Genomic DNA, 16,493 nt, shown 5'->3' on the forward strand with positions numbered 1-16,493 from the left:
AATTTTTCAGGTGAATGCAAAGGCGGACGGCCCTGGTGCCCCGGCATGCCGAGACCCAAAGACCGTCCGCCTGAAATCGGTCAACCGCGCATTTTAAACGCTAATCGGACCCTGTTCTGGCGCCCGCTTGACGCGGAATGCGGCGGCGTACATTGCCGGCAGCGCCAGCAGGGTCAATACGGTGCCCACGATCAGGCCGCCCATGATCGCCACCGCCATCGGGCCCCAGAACACGCTGCGCGAGAGCGGGATCATCGCCAGCACCGCCGCCGCCGCGGTCAGCACGATCGGCCGCAGGCGCCGCACGGCCGATTCGACGATCGCGTTCCACGCCGGCACGCCGGCCGCGCGGTCATGCTCGATCTGGTCGATCAGGATCACCGCGTTGCGCTGGATCATGCCCATCAGCGCGATCACGCCCAGCAGCGCCACGAAACCGAACGGACGGTTCAGCAGCAGCAGCGCACCGGCCACGCCCGCGATGCCCATCGGGCCGGTGATGAACACCAGCAGCGAACGGCTGAAGCTGTGCAGCTGCAGCATCAGCAGCGTGAACACCAGAAACAGCATGATCGGCACGCCCACCACGATCGAGTCCGAGCCCTTGCTGCTTTCCTCGACCGCGCCCGCCACCTCGATGCGGTAGCTACCGAGTCCGGCGGCATGCCAGCCGGCCTCGATGCGGCGCAGCTCGGGCAGCAGCTGCTCGGTCACGGTGGCGCCCTGCAGGCCCTCGACCACGTCGCCCTGCACGGTGATCGCGTAGTTGCGGTTCTCGCGCCACATCACGCCGGGCTCCCAGGTGAACACCGGCCGCGCGATCTGCGTGAGCGGGATCGAACGCCCCGAGGACGTGGGCAGGTAGGCATTGCCTATATCCGAGATCGCTTGGCGCTCGTCGGCCGCCTGGCGCAGCACGATGTCGATCAGCAGGTCGTTCTCGCGGTACTGGCCCACCGTGGTGCCCGAGAACATGACCCGCGACGCCTGGGCGATGGCCTGGCTGGTCACCCCGAGTGCACGCGCCTTGGCCTGGTCGATCTCGAGGCGGATCACCTTGACCGATTCGTTCCAGTTGTCGTTCACGCCGCGCATGTTGGCATTCGCCTGCAACACGGTCTTGACCTCGTCGGCGCGCGCACGCAGCTCGGCGGGGTCGTTGCCGATCACGCGGAACTGCACCGGGTACGCCACCGGCGGGCCGTTGGGCAGCAGCTTGACGCGCCCACGCACCTCGGGAAACTCCTGCGCCAGCATCGTCGGCAGCGACATGCGCAGGCGCTCGCGCACCTTCAGGTCGCTGGCCAGCACGATGAACTGCGACACGTTGCTCTGCGGAAAGACCTGGTCCAGCGGCAGGTAGAAGCGCGGCACGCCCGACCCGACCCAGGTGCTGACCGTCTTCACGCCCTCTTCCTTCATCATGCGCTGTTCGACGCGCTTGGCGACCTCCTCGTTGGCGGCGAACGAAGTGCCTTCGGGAAACCAGATGTCGACCAGGATCTCGGGACGGCTCGAATCGGGGAAGAACTGCTGCTGCACCCGGCCCATGCCCACGATGCCGAGCGCGAAGATCAGCACCGTCGCGCCGATGGTCAGCCAGCGGTGCTGCACGCACCAGTCCACGGCGCGCCGGAAGCGGTTGTAGAACGGCGTGTCGAACAACTCGTGGGGTGGCGCATTCGGATCGTGCGGCTTCACCTTGAGCAGCAGCGTGCCCAGGTACGGCACGAAGTACACCGAGACGATCCACGAGAGCACAAGCGCGATCACCGTCACCGCGAAGATCGCGAAGGTGTATTCGCCCGTCACCGACTTCGCCAGGCCGATCGGCAGAAAGCCCGCGGCTGTGATCAGCGTGCCGGTCAGCATCGGCTTGGCGGTGATGTCGTAGGCGAAAGTCGCGGCGCGCACCTTGTCGTAGCCCTCCTCCATCTTCCGCACCATCATCTCGACCGCGATGATCGCATCGTCCACCAGGAGCCCGAGCGCGATGATCAGCGAGCCCAGCGATATCTTGTGCAGCCCGATGCCGAAGTAGTCCATGGCCAGGAAGGTCACGGCCAGCACGAGCGGGATCGTGATCGCCACCACCAGCCCCGGGCGCATGTCGATGTACCAGCCGAAGCGCCCGCCCTTGTGCAGGCCGAGCGCGATGATGCTCACCGCAAGCACGATGGCCACGGCCTCGATCAGCACGCCGACGAATTCGTTGACCGAGTTGGCCACCGCCACCGGCTGGTCCTGGACCTGCGCGAGCTTGACGCCGGCCGGCAGTTGCCGGTCGATCTGCACGGCGGTGGCGCGCAGCGCGTCGCCGAGCGCGATGATGTCGCCGCCCTTGGCCATCGAGACGCCGAGCGCGATGACTTCCTTGCCCTGGTGGCGCACCTTGACAGCCGGCGGATCGACGTAGCCGCGGCGAATCTCGGCGATGTCGCCGAGCCGCAGCTGGTTGCCCGAGCTCCCGCGGATCGGCATCTCGCGCAACTGCTCGACGCTGGTGAATTGCCCGCCCACGCGCACCTGCACCACGTCGAGCGGCGACTGGATCGCGCCCGCGCTCTCGACCGCATTCTGCGAGCCGAGCTGCTGCAGCACCACGTTGAAGTCGAGCCCGAGCTGCGCCAGCCGCTTCTGCGAGACCTCGATGTAGACCTTCTCGTCCTGCACGCCGAACTGCTCGACCTTGGCCACGTCCGGCACGCGCAGCAGTTGCTGGCGCACGTCGTCGGCCATGGTCTTGAGTTCGGCGTAGCTGAAGCCTTCGCTCTCGAGCGCGTAGATCACGCCATAGACGTCGCCGAATTCGTCATTGAAGAACGGCCCCTGCACGCCCGGCGGCAGCGTCGCGCGCATGTCGCCGATCTTCTTGCGCACCGTGTACCAGACGTTCGCGACCTCGGAGGCCTCCGACGAATCCTTGATCTGGAAGATGATCTGCGACTCGCCCGGCTTCGAGTAGCTGCGGATCTTGTCGGCGTACGGCGCCTCCTGCAGCGTGCGCTCGAGCTTGTCGGTCACCTGCTCGGCCACCTGCTGCGCCGTTGCGCCAGGCCAGTAGGTGCGCACCACCATGGCGCGGAAGGTGAACGGCGGGTCCTCGTCCTGGCCGAGCTGGAAGTACGCAAAGGCGCCCAGCACCATCAGCACCACCATCAGGTAGCGCGTGAGCGGCGCATGGTCGAGCGCCCATTTCGAAAGATTGAAGCCGGCGGGCTTGTGGGCGTCGGGGGTGGCCGCGGGCTGCGTCATTTGGCGACACCCGCTGCGGCTTCCTTCTTCGTCGCCGCGACAGGCACCGGCGGCTGTGGCGCCGTCGCGTTGGCGTTGGCGACCGCGGCAGCCTCTTCCTTCGACTGGTAGATCGTGACCTTCTGCCCGGGCGAGAGCACATGCACGCCCGCGGCCACCACCGTCATGCCCGGCGTCAGCCCGCCGCCGATCACGGCCTCGTTGCCGTCGGCCGTGGCCACCTGCACCGGCTGCGAGCGCACGGTCATGGTCTGCCGGTCGAGCACCCACACCGCACTGCCCTTGCCCTCCTGGCGCAGCGCGCTGGTCGGCAGCTTGATGACCGGCGTGCCCGTGCGCGCCAGCGCCTGCGGACGCGCATAGACCGTGGCGCCGAGCGGCGGCGACGCGGCCGCGTCGATCGCCACCTTGACCGCGTACGTGCGCGTGACCGCGTCGGCACTGGCCGCCACCTCGCGCACCTCGCCCGCGAGCTCGCTGCCGCCCGACCAGCCGCGCACCGTCACCGGCGAGCCCGGCTTGATCAGCCCGGCGCGGTCTTCGGGTACCGCGAACACCACGTCGCGCGCGCCGTCCTGCGCGATGCGCACCACGGGCGTGCCGGCCTGTACCACCTGCCCGGGCTCGGCCTCGATGGCCGTCACCACGCCGGCCACGTCGGCCACCAGCGTGGTGTAGCTGGCCTGGTTGCCTTGCGATGCGAGCTGGGCCTGCGCCTGCTCGAACTGCGCCTGCGCGGACTTCCAGGTCGATTCGCGGCGCTCGAGCTCGGCACCGCTGATGAAGTTCTGCGCGCGCAATTCACGGTAGCGCTTGAGATCGGCCGCGGCGAGATCGCGGTTCGTCTGCGCCGCTGCCAGTTGCGCACGGGCCCCGTCGGCCGCGAGCCGGTAGTCCTGCGGATCGAGCTGGGCCAGTGCCTGGCCCGCCTGCACGTGCTGACCGAGCTCGGCCTGGCGCCGCGTGATCTTGCCCGCCACGCGGAAGCCGAGGCGCGATTCGACGCGGGCGCGCACCTCGCCCGAATACTCCGGCTGCGTCTCGAAGTCGCTGGCACCGACGGTCACCACCTTCACCGCCCGCACGGGCTCCTCGGCGGGCTCCGGCCGCGAGCAGCCGGCCAGGATCAACGCGGGAAGCAGCAGCCAGGCGGCACTGCGCACAAGAGGAGGAAGGCCGGAGGAGGCGGTCATGAGACACCCAGAAGAAGGTCGAACCGGGCCATTACTGACCCACCGGTTAGTAATCTAGGGGAATCGTCCGGCACTGTCAATCGCCACGAAGGGGTACCCGAGAACCGCCATGCGGCTCGCGGACAATCGCCGCGTGCCCGATCCTTCCGCCCTCGCCCCCCCGCCCGACCACTACGAGAATTTCCCGGTGGCTTCGTGGCTGTGTCCGCCGCATCTGCGCGCGCCGATCGCCGCGATCTACCACTTCGCGCGCACCGCCGACGACATCGCCGACGAAGGCGACGCCTCGCCCGCGGAACGGCTGGCCGACCTGCGCGCCTACCGCGAGGAACTCGCCATCGCCGCCGCGCAGCCCGCGAGCCCGCGTGCCGCTTCGCGCTGGCCCGAGGTGTTCGGCCCCCTGGCCCACAGCGTCGCGACATTCGGCCTGCCCGAGGCGCTGCTCGGCGACCTGCTGAGCGCCTTCATGCAGGACATCGAGAAGACCCGCGACGGCGGCAGCTACGCCGACCGCGCCGAGCTGCTCGACTACTGCCGCCGCTCGGCGAACCCCATCGGCCGGCTGCTGCTGCATCTGTACGGCGTGCACGACGCGGCCTCGCTCGCGCAGAGCGACGCGATCTGCAGCGCGCTGCAACTCATCAACTTCTGGCAGGACCCGAGCGTCGACCTGCCGCGCGGCCGCTTCTATTTCCCGCGCGGCGACTGCGCACGGCGCGGCCTCGCACCAGAGCAGTTCAAGGTCTTCCTGCCGCTGGCCGATGCGCCGCCGCCGCAGGAGGCGATCAACCTGGTCGCCGTCGAATGCGCCTGGGCACGCGAGCTGATGCTGCAGGGCGCCCCGCTGGTGCACCGACTGCCGGGACGCGCGGGCTGGGAACTGCGTTTCGTGGTGCAGGGCGGGCTGCGCATCCTCGACAAGATCGAGGACCTGGGCTTCGACACCTTCTCGCAGCGCCCGACGATCGGCAAGTCCGATGCCCCCGTGCTGGCATGGCGTGCGCTCCGGATGCGGAGACAATGGCCGGCCATGAAAGCGCCCCACCGATGAACCCCGAGCAGTACGTCCAGGACAAGGCCGCCGCCTCGGGCAGCAGTTTCTATTACGCCTTCCTCTTTCTTCCCAAGCCGCGCCGTGCCGCGATCACGGCCTTCTATGCCTTCTGCCGCGAGATCGACGACGTGGTCGACGAGGTCAGCGATCCCGGCGTGGCCGCCACCAAGCTGGCCTGGTGGCGCACCGAGGTGGCGCAGTCGTTCGCGGGCACGCCGCGCCATCCGGTGATGCAGGCGCTGATGCCGCATGCCGCCGCCTACGGCATCGAGGCAGCCCGGCTCAACGAGGTGATCGACGGCTGCCAGATGGACCTCGACCAGACCCGCTACCTCGACTTTCCGGGCCTCGCGCGCTACTGCCATCTCGTGGCCGGTGTGGTGGGCGAAGTCGCCGCGCGCATATTCGGCCAGAGCGATCCCGGCACCACTGCCTATGCGCACAAGCTGGGCCTCGCGCTGCAACTCACCAACATCATCCGCGACGTCGGTGAGGACGCGATGCGCGGGCGCATCTACCTGCCGGTCAACGAGCTGCAGAAGTTCGACGTCAAGGCGCACGAGATCCTGAACCGCGTGCATTCCGAACGCTTCGTGGCGCTGATGAAGTTCCAGGCCGAACGCGCGCACGCGGCGTACGACGAGGCGCTCGCGCTGCTGCCCGTGGCCGACCGCCGCGCACAGAAGCCCGGGCTCATGATGGCGAGCATCTACCGCACGCTGCTGCGCGAGATCGAGCGCGACGACTTCCAGGTGCTGCACCAGCGCGTGAGCCTCACGCCCGTGCGCAAGTTCTGGCTCGCGTGGAAGGTCCAGGCGCTGGGCCGGGTGTGACGCCCTCATGAGGATCGCCGTCGTCGGCGCGGGCTGGGCCGGCCTGGCCTGCGCGATCGAGGCCACGCGCGCGGGCCACGCGGTCACGCTGTTCGAAGCCGCGGCCATGCCGGGCGGGCGCGCGCGGCGCGTCGAGCGCCTCGATGGCATGGCGCTCGACAACGGGCAGCACATCCTGATCGGCGCCTACACCGCCACGCTCGCGCTGATGCGCGACGTGGACGTGGACCCCGGGCGCGCGCTCCTGCGCACGCCGCTGTCACTGCGCTTCGCCGACGGCGGCGGACTGGCGCTGCCAAGACTGCCGCCGCCGCTGGACCTGCTGGCGGGCATCTTCACGGCGCGCGGCTGGACCGCGCAGGACAAATCGACGCTGCTGCGCACCGCGCTGCGCTGGCGCCTCGGCGGATTTCGCTGCGCCCCGGCCACGACGGCCGCCGCTCTCTGCAGCGGCCTCACGCCGCGCGTGATGGAAGAGTTGATCGCGCCGCTGTGCGTGTCCGCGCTCAACACCCCCGTCGACCAGTCGAGCGGCGAGGTGTTCCTGCGCGTGCTGCATGACGCACTCTTCAGCGGCCGCGGCGGTGCCGACCTGCTGCTGCCGCGCGTCGATCTCGGCGCGCTCTTTCCCGATGCGGCGCTCGGCTGGCTCGCCGCGCATGGCGCCATGCTGCGCATCGGCGCGCGCGTGCGCACCATCGCCCGCGAGGCCGGCGCATGGCGGGTCGACGACGACGCCTTCGACGAGGTCGTGCTCGCCTGCGCGCCCTGGGACGCCGCGCGGCTCGTGCGCGCCAGCGGCGAACCGGCCGCGCGCTGGTGCGACACCACCGAAGGCCTGCGCTTCGAGGCCATCGCGACGGTCTATGTGCGCGACGCTTCGCCGCTCGCGGCGCCGATGCTCGCGCTGCGCAGCGATCCGGCCACGGCGCCCGCGCAGTTCGTGTTCGACCGCGGCCAGCTCGGCGGACCCGCCGGCGTGCTGGCCTTCGTCGTGAGCGCCAACGAAGCATCGCGCGACGTGCTCGAGCCGCAGGTGCTCGCGCAGGCGGCCGTGCAGCTCGGCCAGCCGGGGCTTTCAATCGTGCAGACCGTGGTCGAGAAGCGCGCCACCTTCGCCTGCACCCCCGCGCTCGCGCGGCCGCCGATGCGCATCGCACCGGGCCTGCAGGCCTGCGGCGACTACACCGAAGGCCCCTACCCTGCTACGCTCGAAGGCGCAGTCCGCAGCGGGCTGGCCGCCGCCAAGGCACTTGAAAAGCTGTGAACCCATGACGCCACTGCGCTACCTCGATTTCGACTACAGCGAAGACACCGAAGGCCACGGCACCTTCGACGCCATGGCCACCACAGCGCCCGACAAGAACGCCGAAGTGCTCGCCGAGGTGGCGCAGGTGCTGGCCTGGGCGGATGAAACGTTTCCCGATGCGCGCGGCGCACTGGACGACGGCGCAGCCTGGGATTTCGACCTGCAGCAGACCCGCGAAGCACCCGGGCTCGACACGGTGACCTTCTCCCTCGGCGGTACGCAAGCGTTCTGCGACGCGCTGCGCGCGCACTTCAGCCTCGACTGACCCCACCTCTCTCCACCACGCAAACCACCATGGTCACCTGCTACCTGCGCTACATCGTCGATCCCTACAAGCTCAAGGAATTCGAGTACTACGGCAAGCTGTGGATCCCGCTGGTCGAGAAATTCGGCGGCCGCCACCATGGCTACTTCCTGCCATCGGAAGGCGCGAACAACGTGGCGCTCGCGATGTTCAGCTTTCCGAGCCTGGCCCGGTACGAGCAGTACCGCGCCGATTCGATGCAGGACGCCGAATGCCAGGCCGCCTTCCGGTACGCCGAGGAGACGCGCTGCTTCCTGAGCTACGAGCGCAGCTTCTTCAGGCCGGTCTTCAGTTAGGCGCCGAGCGCCACGCAGAGCGCGTGCAGGTTCGGCACGATCAGCTGCGGCCGGGCGCCATGCACCCAGGGGCGCTCGTCGCGCACCAGCCACGCCGCCTGCATGCCGGCGTTGAGCGCGCCCACCACGTCGAGTTCGGCATCGTCCCCCACGTGCAGCACGTCCTTCGGCAGCAGCCCCACCGAGGCCGCCGCGGCATGGAAGATCGGCGCATGCGGCTTGCCGCTGCCAAAGGCGCGGGCGTTGAACGCGGTGCGGAACCAGCGGCCCACGCCGGTCTGGTGGATGTCGGCATTGCCATTCGAGATCGCCACCAGCGGATAGCGCTCGCTGAGCCACCGCAGCGCCGGCAGCGCATCGTCGTAAAGCGTCACGCGCTGGCGTTCGGCAAAGAAGGCATCGAAAGCCGGATCGGCCAGCGCCGGGTCTTCGCCGGCCTGCCTCAGCGCGGCGCGGATCGATTCGCGCCGCAGCGCGCTGAGGTCGTGCGCGAGGTCCGAGCGCTCCTTGGCGGTGGCTTCGCGCAGTTCGCGCAGCACGCCCGGCGTCAGCAGCAGCGAGGCCGTCTTGGGCGCCTCGCGCAGCAACCATTCATGCAGCACCGCCTCGGCGCGCTCGATGGTCGGCCAGATCGGCCAGAGGGTGTCGTCGAGATCGAGCGAGATGGCGGAAATGCGCTGGAGGTCGAGGGGTTCGACGCTCGCGAGCGCCTTGGAGGCGGTGGTCATGCCCGAGAATATCGCATGCCTCAAGACCCTGGGAACCCCGCCTCCATCCCTTCGCGCACCGCCGTGCTCTGGTGCAACCTGGGCTCGCCCGATGCCCCCACCGCGGCCGCCGTGCGGCCCTACCTGGCGGAGTTTCTCGGCGACCCGCGCGTGGTCGAGATTCCGCGGCTGCTGTGGGCGCCGATCCTGCACGGCATCATCCTGCGCGTGCGGCCCGCCAAATCGGCCGCCAAGTACGCGAGCATCTGGATGCCCGAAGGCTCGCCGCTGAAGGTGTGGACGCACAGGCAGGCCGCGCTGCTCGCGGGGCGGCTCGGCGACCAGGGCCACCACGTGGCCGTGCACGACGCCATGCGCTATGCGAGCCCGTCGATCGCGTCGAGGCTCGATGCGCTGCAGGCCGCAGGCGTGGCGCGCGTGCTGGTGCTGCAGGCCTATCCGCAGTATTCGGCCACCACCACCGCGAGCGTGCTCGATGCCGTGGCCGACTGGAGCCGCAGGCAGCGCCGCATTCCCGAGTTCCGCTTCGTCAATGCGTACCACGACGACCCCGCCTACATCGAGGCGCTCGCGCTCGGCATCGAGGAGCACTGGCTGGCCGAGGGCCGCGGCGAGGTGCTGCTCATGAGCTTCCACGGCATCCCGGCGCGCAACATCGCGCTCGGCGATCCCTACCAGTCGCACTGCCTGGCGACCGCGCGCCTGCTGGCCGCGCGGCTCGGCCTTCCGGAGGGACGCTACCGCGTGACCTTCCAGTCGCGCTTCGGCCGCGCCAAATGGCTCGAGCCCTACACCGAGCCGACGCTGCGCGAACTCGGCGCCAGCGGCGTGAAGCGCGTCGACGTGGTGTGCCCCGGCTTTCCAGCCGACTGCCTCGAAACACTCGAAGAAATCGCCATGGAGGGTCGCGAGGCCTTCCTGCATGCGGGCGGCGAATCGTTCAGCTACATCCCCTGCCTCAACGACAGCCCCGCGTGGATCGAAGCGCTCGCGGGCATCGCCGAGCGCAACCTTGCAGGCTGGCCCACACGGTCCGCGGCCGAGGGTCAGAACCTGCCGAGATAGTCCATCTTGCCGATCGGCATGCCCTGATGGCGCAGCACGCCGTAGGCCGTGGTCAGGTGGAAGAAGAAGTTGGGCAGCGCGAACTGCAGCAGGTAGCGCTCGGCCGTGAAATGCGCCTCGCCCTCACGCGTCTTGATGGTCACGGGCCGGTCCTCGTGACCGTCGATCAGCGCGCGGTCCACGGTGGCCAGAAACTCCTGCGTCTTCGCGATGCGTGCCAGCAGTTCGTCGTACGTTGTCTCCTCGTCGGCAAAGCTCGGCGCCGTGATGCCGGCGATGCGCGCCACGCCGAGCTTCGAGGCATCGCTCGCGCGCTGCACCTGGCCCGCGAGCGTGAGCATGTCGGGCGCGAGCCGGGCATCGACGAGCGTTTGCGGGTCGATGTCGTGGGCCCGGGCGTGGCCCAGGCCCTTGTCGAGCAGGTGGGTGAGCTGGCCGAGCCCGCGCGAAAAAACCGGAACGGACAGGTCGTACATCGAAAGCGCCATGGTGTGCAGTCCTCGTGGGTTGTGATCGGCGGCGATTCTCCGGCCGGCACAGACTCAACGGGTCGCGGCGCGGATAAACCCTTCGACGAGCCCCAGTTGTTCGGGCACGTTGAGCGCGGGCGCGTGGCCGCACCCCTTTATTTCAACCACCTTCAACAGCCCCAGCGCACCGGGACCGCGACGCTGCATGCGCTCGGTCACCTCGGGCAGCACCAGGTCCGACTCGGCGCCGCGCAGGCACAGCACCGGCACGTCGATCGCGTCGTAGTGCGGCCAGATCAGGTAGTCGTCGGCCTCGGCGCTGAACTGGCGGACCATTGCCGGGTCGTAGTGCGGCGTCACGCGGCCATCGGGCAGGCGGCGCGTGGAGCTCTCGGTCAGTCGGCGCCACTGCGCATCGCTGAGCCAGCCGTACGGCTTGTAGACAGTGCGGAAGAAGGCCTCGAGCTCGGCCACGGTATCGAACGCCGGCGGCTGGCCCGCATAGGCGCGGATGCGCTCGATCGCCGCTTGCGCGAGCTCGGGCGCGTTGTCGTTGAGCGTGAGGCTCGCGATGCGCGCCTTCATGCGCGGATCGAACAGGCCCGACGCGCAGACCGTGCCGATCGCGCCGCCCATCGAAGTGCCTACCCAGTGCACACGTTCCAGGCCCAGCGCGTCGCACAGCGCATGGGCGATGCGGGCATAGAACGAGAGCTTGTATTCCTCGTCGGGCCGAGTGCTCCACTGGCTCAGGCCGCGGCCGATCGTGTCGGGGCAGATCACGCGGAAGCCGCGCGCTGCAAAGTGCTGCGCCAGTTCGTCCATGTCGCGGCAGGTGCGCGCGAGGCCGTGCCAGGCGATGACCGCGGGCGCATCGACCTCGCCCCATTCGAGCCAGTGCACCTCGAGGCCCGCGAGCTGCGCATAGTGCGACCGTGCATTCATCATCGCGCAGCCCTCGCCCGGAGCTTGCCGACGATGCCGGTCGGAAAGTAGTACACCGACAGCACGAACAGCACGCCGAGCCACAGCAGCCAGCGGTCGGGCGACAGCAGCGCGGCCAGCCACGGTAGACCGCTCGCGGCCTCGCTGCCGATGCGCAGCAGGTCCTGCAGGTAGCTTTGCGCCACCACGAACAGCACCGCGCCGATCGCCGCGCCATACATGGTGCCCATGCCGCCGATCACCACGATCAGCAGCACGTCGATCATGATCTCGAAGCTCAGCGAGGTGTCGGGCCCGTTGTAGCGCAGCCAGATCGCGAGCATCGCGCCCGCGAGCGTGGCGAAGAGCGCCGACAGCACCGCGGCCGTGGTGCGGTACACCACCACGCGGTAGCCGATGGCCTCGGCGCGGAACTCGTTCTCGCGGATCGCCTGCAGCACGCGGCCGAACGGCGAGTTGACGATGCGCAGCAGCGCGAGCACCAGCACCACGGCGGCGACGAACAGCAGGTAGTAACACAGCAGCCGGCCGTCGAGCGAAACGCCGAGGAAAGGTTCTTCCGCGAACTCGAAGCTCGGCGAGAGCAGCTCGGGCAGCCTGAACGTGAGCCCGTCCTCGCCGCCCGTGAACTCGGAGAGCTGCGACGCCAGCGTCTGGAAGGCCGAGGCCACGGCGAGCGTGATCATCGCGAAGAAGATCGCGCGCACCCGCAGCGAGAACAGACCGATCGCCAGCGAGAGCACCAGCGACACCGCGAGCGCCGCGCCGATGCCCGTGAGCATCGCGCCCCAGGTCGACCCGAGCCGCGAGGCCGAGATCGCGATGCCGTAGGCGCCGATGCCGAAGAACATGGTGTGCGCGAAGCTCACGATGCCGGTGTAGCCCAGCAGCAGGTCGAAGCTCGCCACCAGCACCACGAACACCAGAATCTTGGCCGCGACGCTGAGCGCCTTCACGCCCGGGAAGATGAACGGCGCGAACGCCAGCGCGACGAACAACGCCACCAGCAGCAGCGCCAGCAGGCGGCTTCGGGGCATGTCGTTGGAAAGGAGTCGTTTCAGGAACATGTCGGTCTCGTTGTTGTTCTTCTTTTTTTTCTCAACGGTTCACCACCGGGTACACGCCCTGCGGACGCCACAGCAGCACCGCCACCATCAGGAAGATGCTCGCGAACTGCGTCAGCGTCGGCAGCAGGAAACCGACGTAGTTGGTCATGAGCCCGACGAGCAAGGCGCCGAGCAGCGCGCCGCCGGTCGAGCCGAGCCCGCCGATGATGATCACGATGAAGATCAGCACGTTGACCTGCGCACCCATCTGCGGCACGAGGTTCTGCTGGAACAACCCCCACATCACGCCGCCGAGCCCCGCGAGCGCGCTGCCCGCGACGAACACGCCCACGAAGAGCCGACCGATCCGGTAGCCGAGCGACTCGACCATCTCGCGGTCCTGCACGCCGGCGCGGATCAGGAGGCCGATCTTGGTGCGGCCGAGCGTCCAAGCCAACACGCCGAACACCACCACGCCCACCGCCACCGCGAGCAGCCGGTACTTGCTGATGGCCGCTTCGCCCACAAAGAGCGAGCCGCGCAGCGCCTCGGGCAGCGGCAGCGGCACCTGCGCCGGGCCCCAGATCACCTTGATGAGCTCCTCGCCGATGATCATGCCGCCCATCGTGATGAGGATCTGCTTGAGGTGCTGGCCGTACACGGGGCGAACGATGAAGCGCTCGAACGCCAGTCCCACCACGCCAGCGGCCGCCATGGCCACGAGCATGGCCGGAAACACCGCCACGAGGTTGCGCCAGAGTTCCTGCGAGCCGGTCCAGTCGCCCATCAGGCCGAGCACGCTGCTCGCCACGAAGGCACCGAGCGCGATGAACACGCCATGGCCGAAGTTGAGCACGTCCATCAGCCCGAACACCAGCGTGAGGCCCGAGGCGATGATGAAGATGATCATGCCCATCGCGAGGCCCGCCACCGTGAGCGTGAGCCAGGTCGAGAACGAGCCCGTGAGCGGCAGCGCCACCAGCGCCAGCATGGGTGCGAGAAGCAGCGGCTTCCAGTCGAGTTCGAGTTTCATAGCGCAAGGCCCAGGAGAGATTGCTGCAGCTGGGCATCGGCGGAGAAGTCGGCCATCGCGCCGCTGTGCACCACGCGGCCGTTGTCCATCACCGCGACGGTGTCGCCCAGGCGCTGCGCAAAGTGGATGTTCTGTTCCACCAGCAGGATCGTGACGCCGCTTCGCTTGAGCTCGCCGAAGGCATCGATCATGTTGTTGATGATGGCCGGCGCCAGGCCCTTGCTCGGTTCGTCGACGATCAGCAGCTCGCGCGGCTCGACGATGGCGCGTGCCACCGCGAGCATCTGCTTCTGCCCGCCCGAGAGCTTGCCGGCCGGATGGTTCCAGAACTTTTCCACCGCGGGAAAGAGCTTGAAGATCCACTGCAGCCGCGTGTCGTCCATCTGCTGCGCGTTCTTCGCGCTGCGTGCGGCGAGCAGCATGTTCTCCTTCACCGTAAGGTCGGAGAAGATGCCCATGGTCTCGGGCACGTAGGCAATGCCGAGCTCGGCGATCTGCGGCGTGCGCATCGCGCCGATGTCGCGCTCACCGAAGCGCACCCTGCCCTCCGACGCCTGCCACAGGCCCATGATGGTCCGCAGCGTGGTGGTCTTGCCCGCGCCGTTGCGGCCCAGCAGCATCGTGAGCTGCCCGCGCGGCACGGCAAGGTCGACGCCGTGCAGGATGTGGTACGCCCCGATGTGCGTGTGCACGCCTTCGAGGCTGAGAAGATTTTCGGTGGTCATCGGTCTTGCGCCTTCCCCTTCCGAGGGAAGGTTGGGATGGGGGCATGCGGCGCTTGAAAGGCCGCGGCGGTGTGAAGGCCGCCTGCCCCCACCCCTGCCCTCCCCCAGAGGGGGAGGGAGAAAAACATGGAAGTCTTCATGCGGCAACCGCCTTCGCGACGCCGAGGTACGCCTCCTGCACGATCGGCGAAGCGATCACCTCGGCCGGTTCGCCATCGGCCACCAGCGTGCCGTTGTGCAGCACGATGATCCGGTCGGCCAGTTCGCGCACCACGTCCATCTTGTGCTCGACCAGCAGAATGGTCTTGGTCCGATCCTGCTTGAGCTTGCGGATCAGGTCGAGGATGACCGGCGCCTCGGCGGCGTTCATGCCGGCCGTGGGCTCGTCGAACATGAACACCTTGGGTTCGAGCGCGATCAGGAGCGCCACCTCGAGCTTGCGCTGGTCGCCGTGGGGCAGGCTCGCCACCGTGTCCTGCGCGCGCGGCGCCAGCGCCACGTCGGCCAGGATCTGCTCGGCGCGGTCGGTCAGCGCGCGGTGGTCGCTCCAGATGCTCCAGAGATTCAGGCCGCGCCGGTGCGCGCCGTCGCGCGTGGCCTGCACCGCGAGGCGCACGTTCTCGCGCACCGTGAGGTTCGGAAACAGGTTGGTGAGCTGGAACGCGCGCCCCAGCCCGGCGCGCGTGCGCGCCGACGGCGACAGGCCTGCGAGGGCCTGGCCGTCGAGCGACACCGTGCCCGCGCTCGCCTTGAGCTGGCCCGAGATCAGGTTGAAGTACGTGGTCTTGCCCGCGCCGTTCGGGCCGACGATGGCCGTCAGCGTGCCGGGCGCAAAGCTGCAGCTCACGCCGTTCACGGCCACGTGCCCGCCGAAGCGGATGGTCAGGTCGCGCGTCTCGAGCATCGCTCAGCGCTTGTTCTTGATCGGGATTTCCATCTCTTCAGGCTTGATCTCGCGCACCAGCTCGGGCACGCCCCAGGCGAACGCCGGATCGGCCTTGATCTTGAAGTGGTACATCGACTGCATTGCCTGGTGGTCTTCCTTGCGGAAGGTCATCTTGCCCTTGGGCGTATCGAAGCTCATGCCTTCCATGGCGTTGATGAGCTTGTTGGTGCCGGTGTCGCCGCCGGTCTTCTTGAGCGCCGTGACCACCGCCATCGCGGCCGAGAAGCCGCCGGCCGTGAAGAAGTCGGGCGGCGCCTTGAATTCCTTGTAATGGGCCGACACCAGCGCCTCGTTGACCGGGTTCTTCGGAATGCCGAAGTAGTAGTACGCCGCGCCTTCCATGCCCGGCAGGTTCTTGTAGGCCGCCATCGCCGGCAGGATGTTGCCGCCGGTGGCGATCTCGATGTTGTAGCGCTTCAGGTCGAGGTCGACGATCTTGAACGGGTTGCCCGCACCGGCCCAGACGATCCAAATGATCTTGCGGCCCGGCTGGTCCTTGAGCTTGTCGATCAGGCGCTGCGCGCCGGCCGTGAAGTCGGTGGTCGCGGGCGGCAGGTACTCCTCGTGCACCAGCTTCGCCTTCTTGAGCGCGGCGCCGAACGCCTTCACGCCGTCGCGGCCGAAGGCGTTGTCCTGCGCGAGCGTGGCGACGGTGACACCGGCCTTGTCCACGGCCACGGCGTTGGAGATCGCGTCCTGGCTCGAATTGCGGCCGGTGCGGAAGATGTACTTGTTCCACTTGTCGCCGGTGATCGAATCGGCCACCGCGGGCTCGACGATCAGGATCTTCTTGTATTCCTCGGCCACGGGCAGCATCGCGAGCGCCACGCCCGAGGCGGTCGGCCCCACGGCCAGCGCGGCCTTGTCGTCCGCATAGGCGGCCGCCAGCAGCGACTTGCCGAGGTCGGGCTTGCCCTGGTCGTCCTTCTCGAGCACCACGAGCTTCTTGCCGTTGACCGCCATGGTGCCGCCGGTGGCGTAGTCCAGGCCCATCATGAAACCGGTCTGGGTCTGCTTGCCGTAGGCCTCCAGCGGCCCGGTCTTGCTGTAGATGTGGGCGATGCGGATCTCGTTGGACTGGGCCCACGAGGGCGCGGCGGCGGTGCAGGCGGCCAGGGTGGCCAGGGCGATGAGGTGGTGGCGGCGGTTCATTCTTGTCTCCTTGAAAGGTGACTGAATATTGCACAGTTCGTGCCAACCGCTAAGTCGTTGATCTGCAATGTCGCCCCAGCGCGAAGAGGCAGATTCGACTGATTTCAAGACACTTGACATGCCTGATATTCAGACAGTT

16 protein-coding genes are annotated in these 16,493 nt (G+C 68.5%); 6 read left to right on the plus strand and 10 right to left on the minus strand.

Annotated features, from left to right (window positions below; all coding sequences use genetic code 11):
* Positions 1 to 93 precede the first annotated feature (93 nt).
* Both AC3A6G_RS11345 and AC3A6G_RS11350 read right to left on the minus strand, forming a co-directional pair.
* On the minus strand, positions 94 to 3,255 hold the full coding sequence (locus tag AC3A6G_RS11345; RefSeq protein ID WP_487873645.1) for an efflux RND transporter permease subunit: 3,162 nt from the start codon (positions 3,253 to 3,255) through the stop codon (positions 94 to 96).
* Complete coding sequence (locus AC3A6G_RS11350; RefSeq protein WP_487873646.1) at positions 3,252 to 4,448, minus strand: efflux RND transporter periplasmic adaptor subunit; 1,197 nt, start codon at positions 4,446 to 4,448, stop codon at positions 3,252 to 3,254. The genes AC3A6G_RS11345 and AC3A6G_RS11350 overlap by 4 nt, the downstream gene beginning before the upstream one ends.
* Before the next feature lie 109 nt (positions 4,449 to 4,557).
* On the opposite strand from AC3A6G_RS11350, the gene hpnC reads away from it, so the two are divergent.
* From hpnC to AC3A6G_RS11375, 5 genes are read left to right on the plus strand one after another with little or no spacing between them, the layout of a single operon-like run.
* Positions 4,558 to 5,499, plus strand: coding sequence for a squalene synthase HpnC (hpnC, locus tag AC3A6G_RS11355; RefSeq protein WP_487873647.1), 942 nt, complete (start codon positions 4,558 to 4,560; stop codon positions 5,497 to 5,499).
* Positions 5,496 to 6,335 carry a presqualene diphosphate synthase HpnD gene (gene hpnD / locus AC3A6G_RS11360; protein ID WP_487858977.1) on the plus strand — a complete coding sequence of 280 codons (840 nt, stop codon included), beginning with the start codon at positions 5,496 to 5,498 and terminating at the stop codon, positions 6,333 to 6,335. The genes hpnC and hpnD overlap by 4 nt, the downstream gene beginning before the upstream one ends.
* 7 nt (positions 6,336 to 6,342) lie before the next feature.
* Positions 6,343 to 7,602 (plus strand): hydroxysqualene dehydroxylase HpnE, encoded by a 1,260-nt coding sequence (gene hpnE, locus AC3A6G_RS11365; protein ID WP_487873648.1) that lies wholly within the window; start codon positions 6,343 to 6,345, stop codon positions 7,600 to 7,602.
* 4 nt (positions 7,603 to 7,606) lie between these two features.
* Entirely contained in the window at positions 7,607 to 7,909 is a 303-nt protein-coding gene (locus tag AC3A6G_RS11370) for a hypothetical protein (protein ID WP_487873649.1), read from the plus strand.
* Positions 7,910 to 7,938: 29 nt separating this feature from the next.
* Positions 7,939 to 8,244, plus strand: coding sequence for an NIPSNAP family protein (locus tag AC3A6G_RS11375; RefSeq protein ID WP_487873650.1), 306 nt, complete (start codon positions 7,939 to 7,941; stop codon positions 8,242 to 8,244).
* Here AC3A6G_RS11375 and AC3A6G_RS11380 read toward each other — a convergent pair.
* On the minus strand, positions 8,241 to 8,972 hold the full coding sequence (locus tag AC3A6G_RS11380; RefSeq protein WP_487873651.1) for an HAD family hydrolase: 732 nt from the start codon (positions 8,970 to 8,972) through the stop codon (positions 8,241 to 8,243). The genes AC3A6G_RS11375 and AC3A6G_RS11380 overlap by 4 nt on opposite strands.
* Before the next feature lie 15 nt (positions 8,973 to 8,987).
* Here AC3A6G_RS11380 and hemH point away from each other — a divergent pair, with 15 nt between their 5' ends.
* Positions 8,988 to 10,037, plus strand: coding sequence for a ferrochelatase (hemH, locus tag AC3A6G_RS11385; protein WP_487873652.1), 1,050 nt, complete (start codon positions 8,988 to 8,990; stop codon positions 10,035 to 10,037).
* On the opposite strand, the gene AC3A6G_RS11390 is transcribed toward hemH, so the two are convergent.
* The 7 genes from AC3A6G_RS11390 to AC3A6G_RS11420 form a co-directional block, all read right to left on the minus strand.
* On the minus strand, positions 10,019 to 10,525 hold the full coding sequence (locus AC3A6G_RS11390; RefSeq protein WP_487873653.1) for a DUF1993 domain-containing protein: 507 nt from the start codon (positions 10,523 to 10,525) through the stop codon (positions 10,019 to 10,021). The genes hemH and AC3A6G_RS11390 overlap by 19 nt on opposite strands.
* 54 nt (positions 10,526 to 10,579) lie before the next feature.
* Positions 10,580 to 11,452, minus strand: coding sequence for an alpha/beta fold hydrolase (locus AC3A6G_RS11395; protein WP_487859345.1), 873 nt, complete (start codon positions 11,450 to 11,452; stop codon positions 10,580 to 10,582).
* Entirely contained in the window at positions 11,452 to 12,519 is a 1,068-nt protein-coding gene (locus AC3A6G_RS11400; RefSeq protein WP_487858970.1) for a branched-chain amino acid ABC transporter permease, read from the minus strand. Before AC3A6G_RS11400 ends, AC3A6G_RS11395 begins: the two co-directional genes overlap by 1 nt.
* 31 nt (positions 12,520 to 12,550) lie before the next feature.
* Positions 12,551 to 13,531, minus strand: coding sequence for a branched-chain amino acid ABC transporter permease (locus AC3A6G_RS11405; protein ID WP_487873654.1), 981 nt, complete (start codon positions 13,529 to 13,531; stop codon positions 12,551 to 12,553).
* A complete protein-coding gene (locus AC3A6G_RS11410; protein ID WP_487873655.1) occupies positions 13,528 to 14,256 on the minus strand; it encodes an ABC transporter ATP-binding protein in 729 nt (242 codons plus the stop codon). The genes AC3A6G_RS11405 and AC3A6G_RS11410 overlap by 4 nt, the downstream gene beginning before the upstream one ends.
* A gap of 136 nt (positions 14,257 to 14,392) precedes the next feature.
* Positions 14,393 to 15,160, minus strand: coding sequence for an ABC transporter ATP-binding protein (locus tag AC3A6G_RS11415; protein ID WP_487858967.1), 768 nt, complete (start codon positions 15,158 to 15,160; stop codon positions 14,393 to 14,395).
* 3 nt (positions 15,161 to 15,163) lie between these two features.
* Positions 15,164 to 16,354 (minus strand): substrate-binding domain-containing protein, encoded by a 1,191-nt coding sequence (locus tag AC3A6G_RS11420; RefSeq protein ID WP_487873656.1) that lies wholly within the window; start codon positions 16,352 to 16,354, stop codon positions 15,164 to 15,166.
* Positions 16,355 to 16,493: the final 139 nt, after the last annotated feature.

This window comes from Variovorax sp. Soil_C_26 (assembly GCF_057657075.1).

Bases quoted from the DNA above. Each gene is read 5' to 3' on its own strand.
- AC3A6G_RS11345 (WP_487873645.1), bottom strand. From the start codon at position 3,255: ATGACGCAGCCCGCGGCCACCCCCGACGCCCACAAGCCCGCCGGCTTC.
- AC3A6G_RS11350 (WP_487873646.1), bottom strand. From the start codon at position 4,448: ATGACCGCCTCCTCCGGCCTTCCTCCTCTTGTGCGCAGTGCCGCCTGG.
- hpnC (WP_487873647.1), top strand. From the start codon at position 4,558: ATGCGGCTCGCGGACAATCGCCGCGTGCCCGATCCTTCCGCCCTCGCC.
- hpnD (WP_487858977.1), top strand. From the start codon at position 5,496: ATGAACCCCGAGCAGTACGTCCAGGACAAGGCCGCCGCCTCGGGCAGC.
- hpnE (WP_487873648.1), top strand. From the start codon at position 6,343: ATGAGGATCGCCGTCGTCGGCGCGGGCTGGGCCGGCCTGGCCTGCGCG.
- AC3A6G_RS11370 (WP_487873649.1), top strand. From the start codon at position 7,607: ATGACGCCACTGCGCTACCTCGATTTCGACTACAGCGAAGACACCGAA.
- AC3A6G_RS11375 (WP_487873650.1), top strand. From the start codon at position 7,939: ATGGTCACCTGCTACCTGCGCTACATCGTCGATCCCTACAAGCTCAAG.
- AC3A6G_RS11380 (WP_487873651.1), bottom strand. From the start codon at position 8,972: ATGACCACCGCCTCCAAGGCGCTCGCGAGCGTCGAACCCCTCGACCTC.
- hemH (WP_487873652.1), top strand. From the start codon at position 8,988: ATGCCTCAAGACCCTGGGAACCCCGCCTCCATCCCTTCGCGCACCGCC.
- AC3A6G_RS11390 (WP_487873653.1), bottom strand. From the start codon at position 10,525: ATGGCGCTTTCGATGTACGACCTGTCCGTTCCGGTTTTTTCGCGCGGG.
- AC3A6G_RS11395 (WP_487859345.1), bottom strand. From the start codon at position 11,452: ATGAATGCACGGTCGCACTATGCGCAGCTCGCGGGCCTCGAGGTGCAC.
- AC3A6G_RS11400 (WP_487858970.1), bottom strand. From the start codon at position 12,519: ATGTTCCTGAAACGACTCCTTTCCAACGACATGCCCCGAAGCCGCCTG.
- AC3A6G_RS11405 (WP_487873654.1), bottom strand. From the start codon at position 13,531: ATGAAACTCGAACTCGACTGGAAGCCGCTGCTTCTCGCACCCATGCTG.
- AC3A6G_RS11410 (WP_487873655.1), bottom strand. From the start codon at position 14,256: ATGACCACCGAAAATCTTCTCAGCCTCGAAGGCGTGCACACGCACATC.
- AC3A6G_RS11415 (WP_487858967.1), bottom strand. From the start codon at position 15,160: ATGCTCGAGACGCGCGACCTGACCATCCGCTTCGGCGGGCACGTGGCC.
- AC3A6G_RS11420 (WP_487873656.1), bottom strand. From the start codon at position 16,354: ATGAACCGCCGCCACCACCTCATCGCCCTGGCCACCCTGGCCGCCTGC.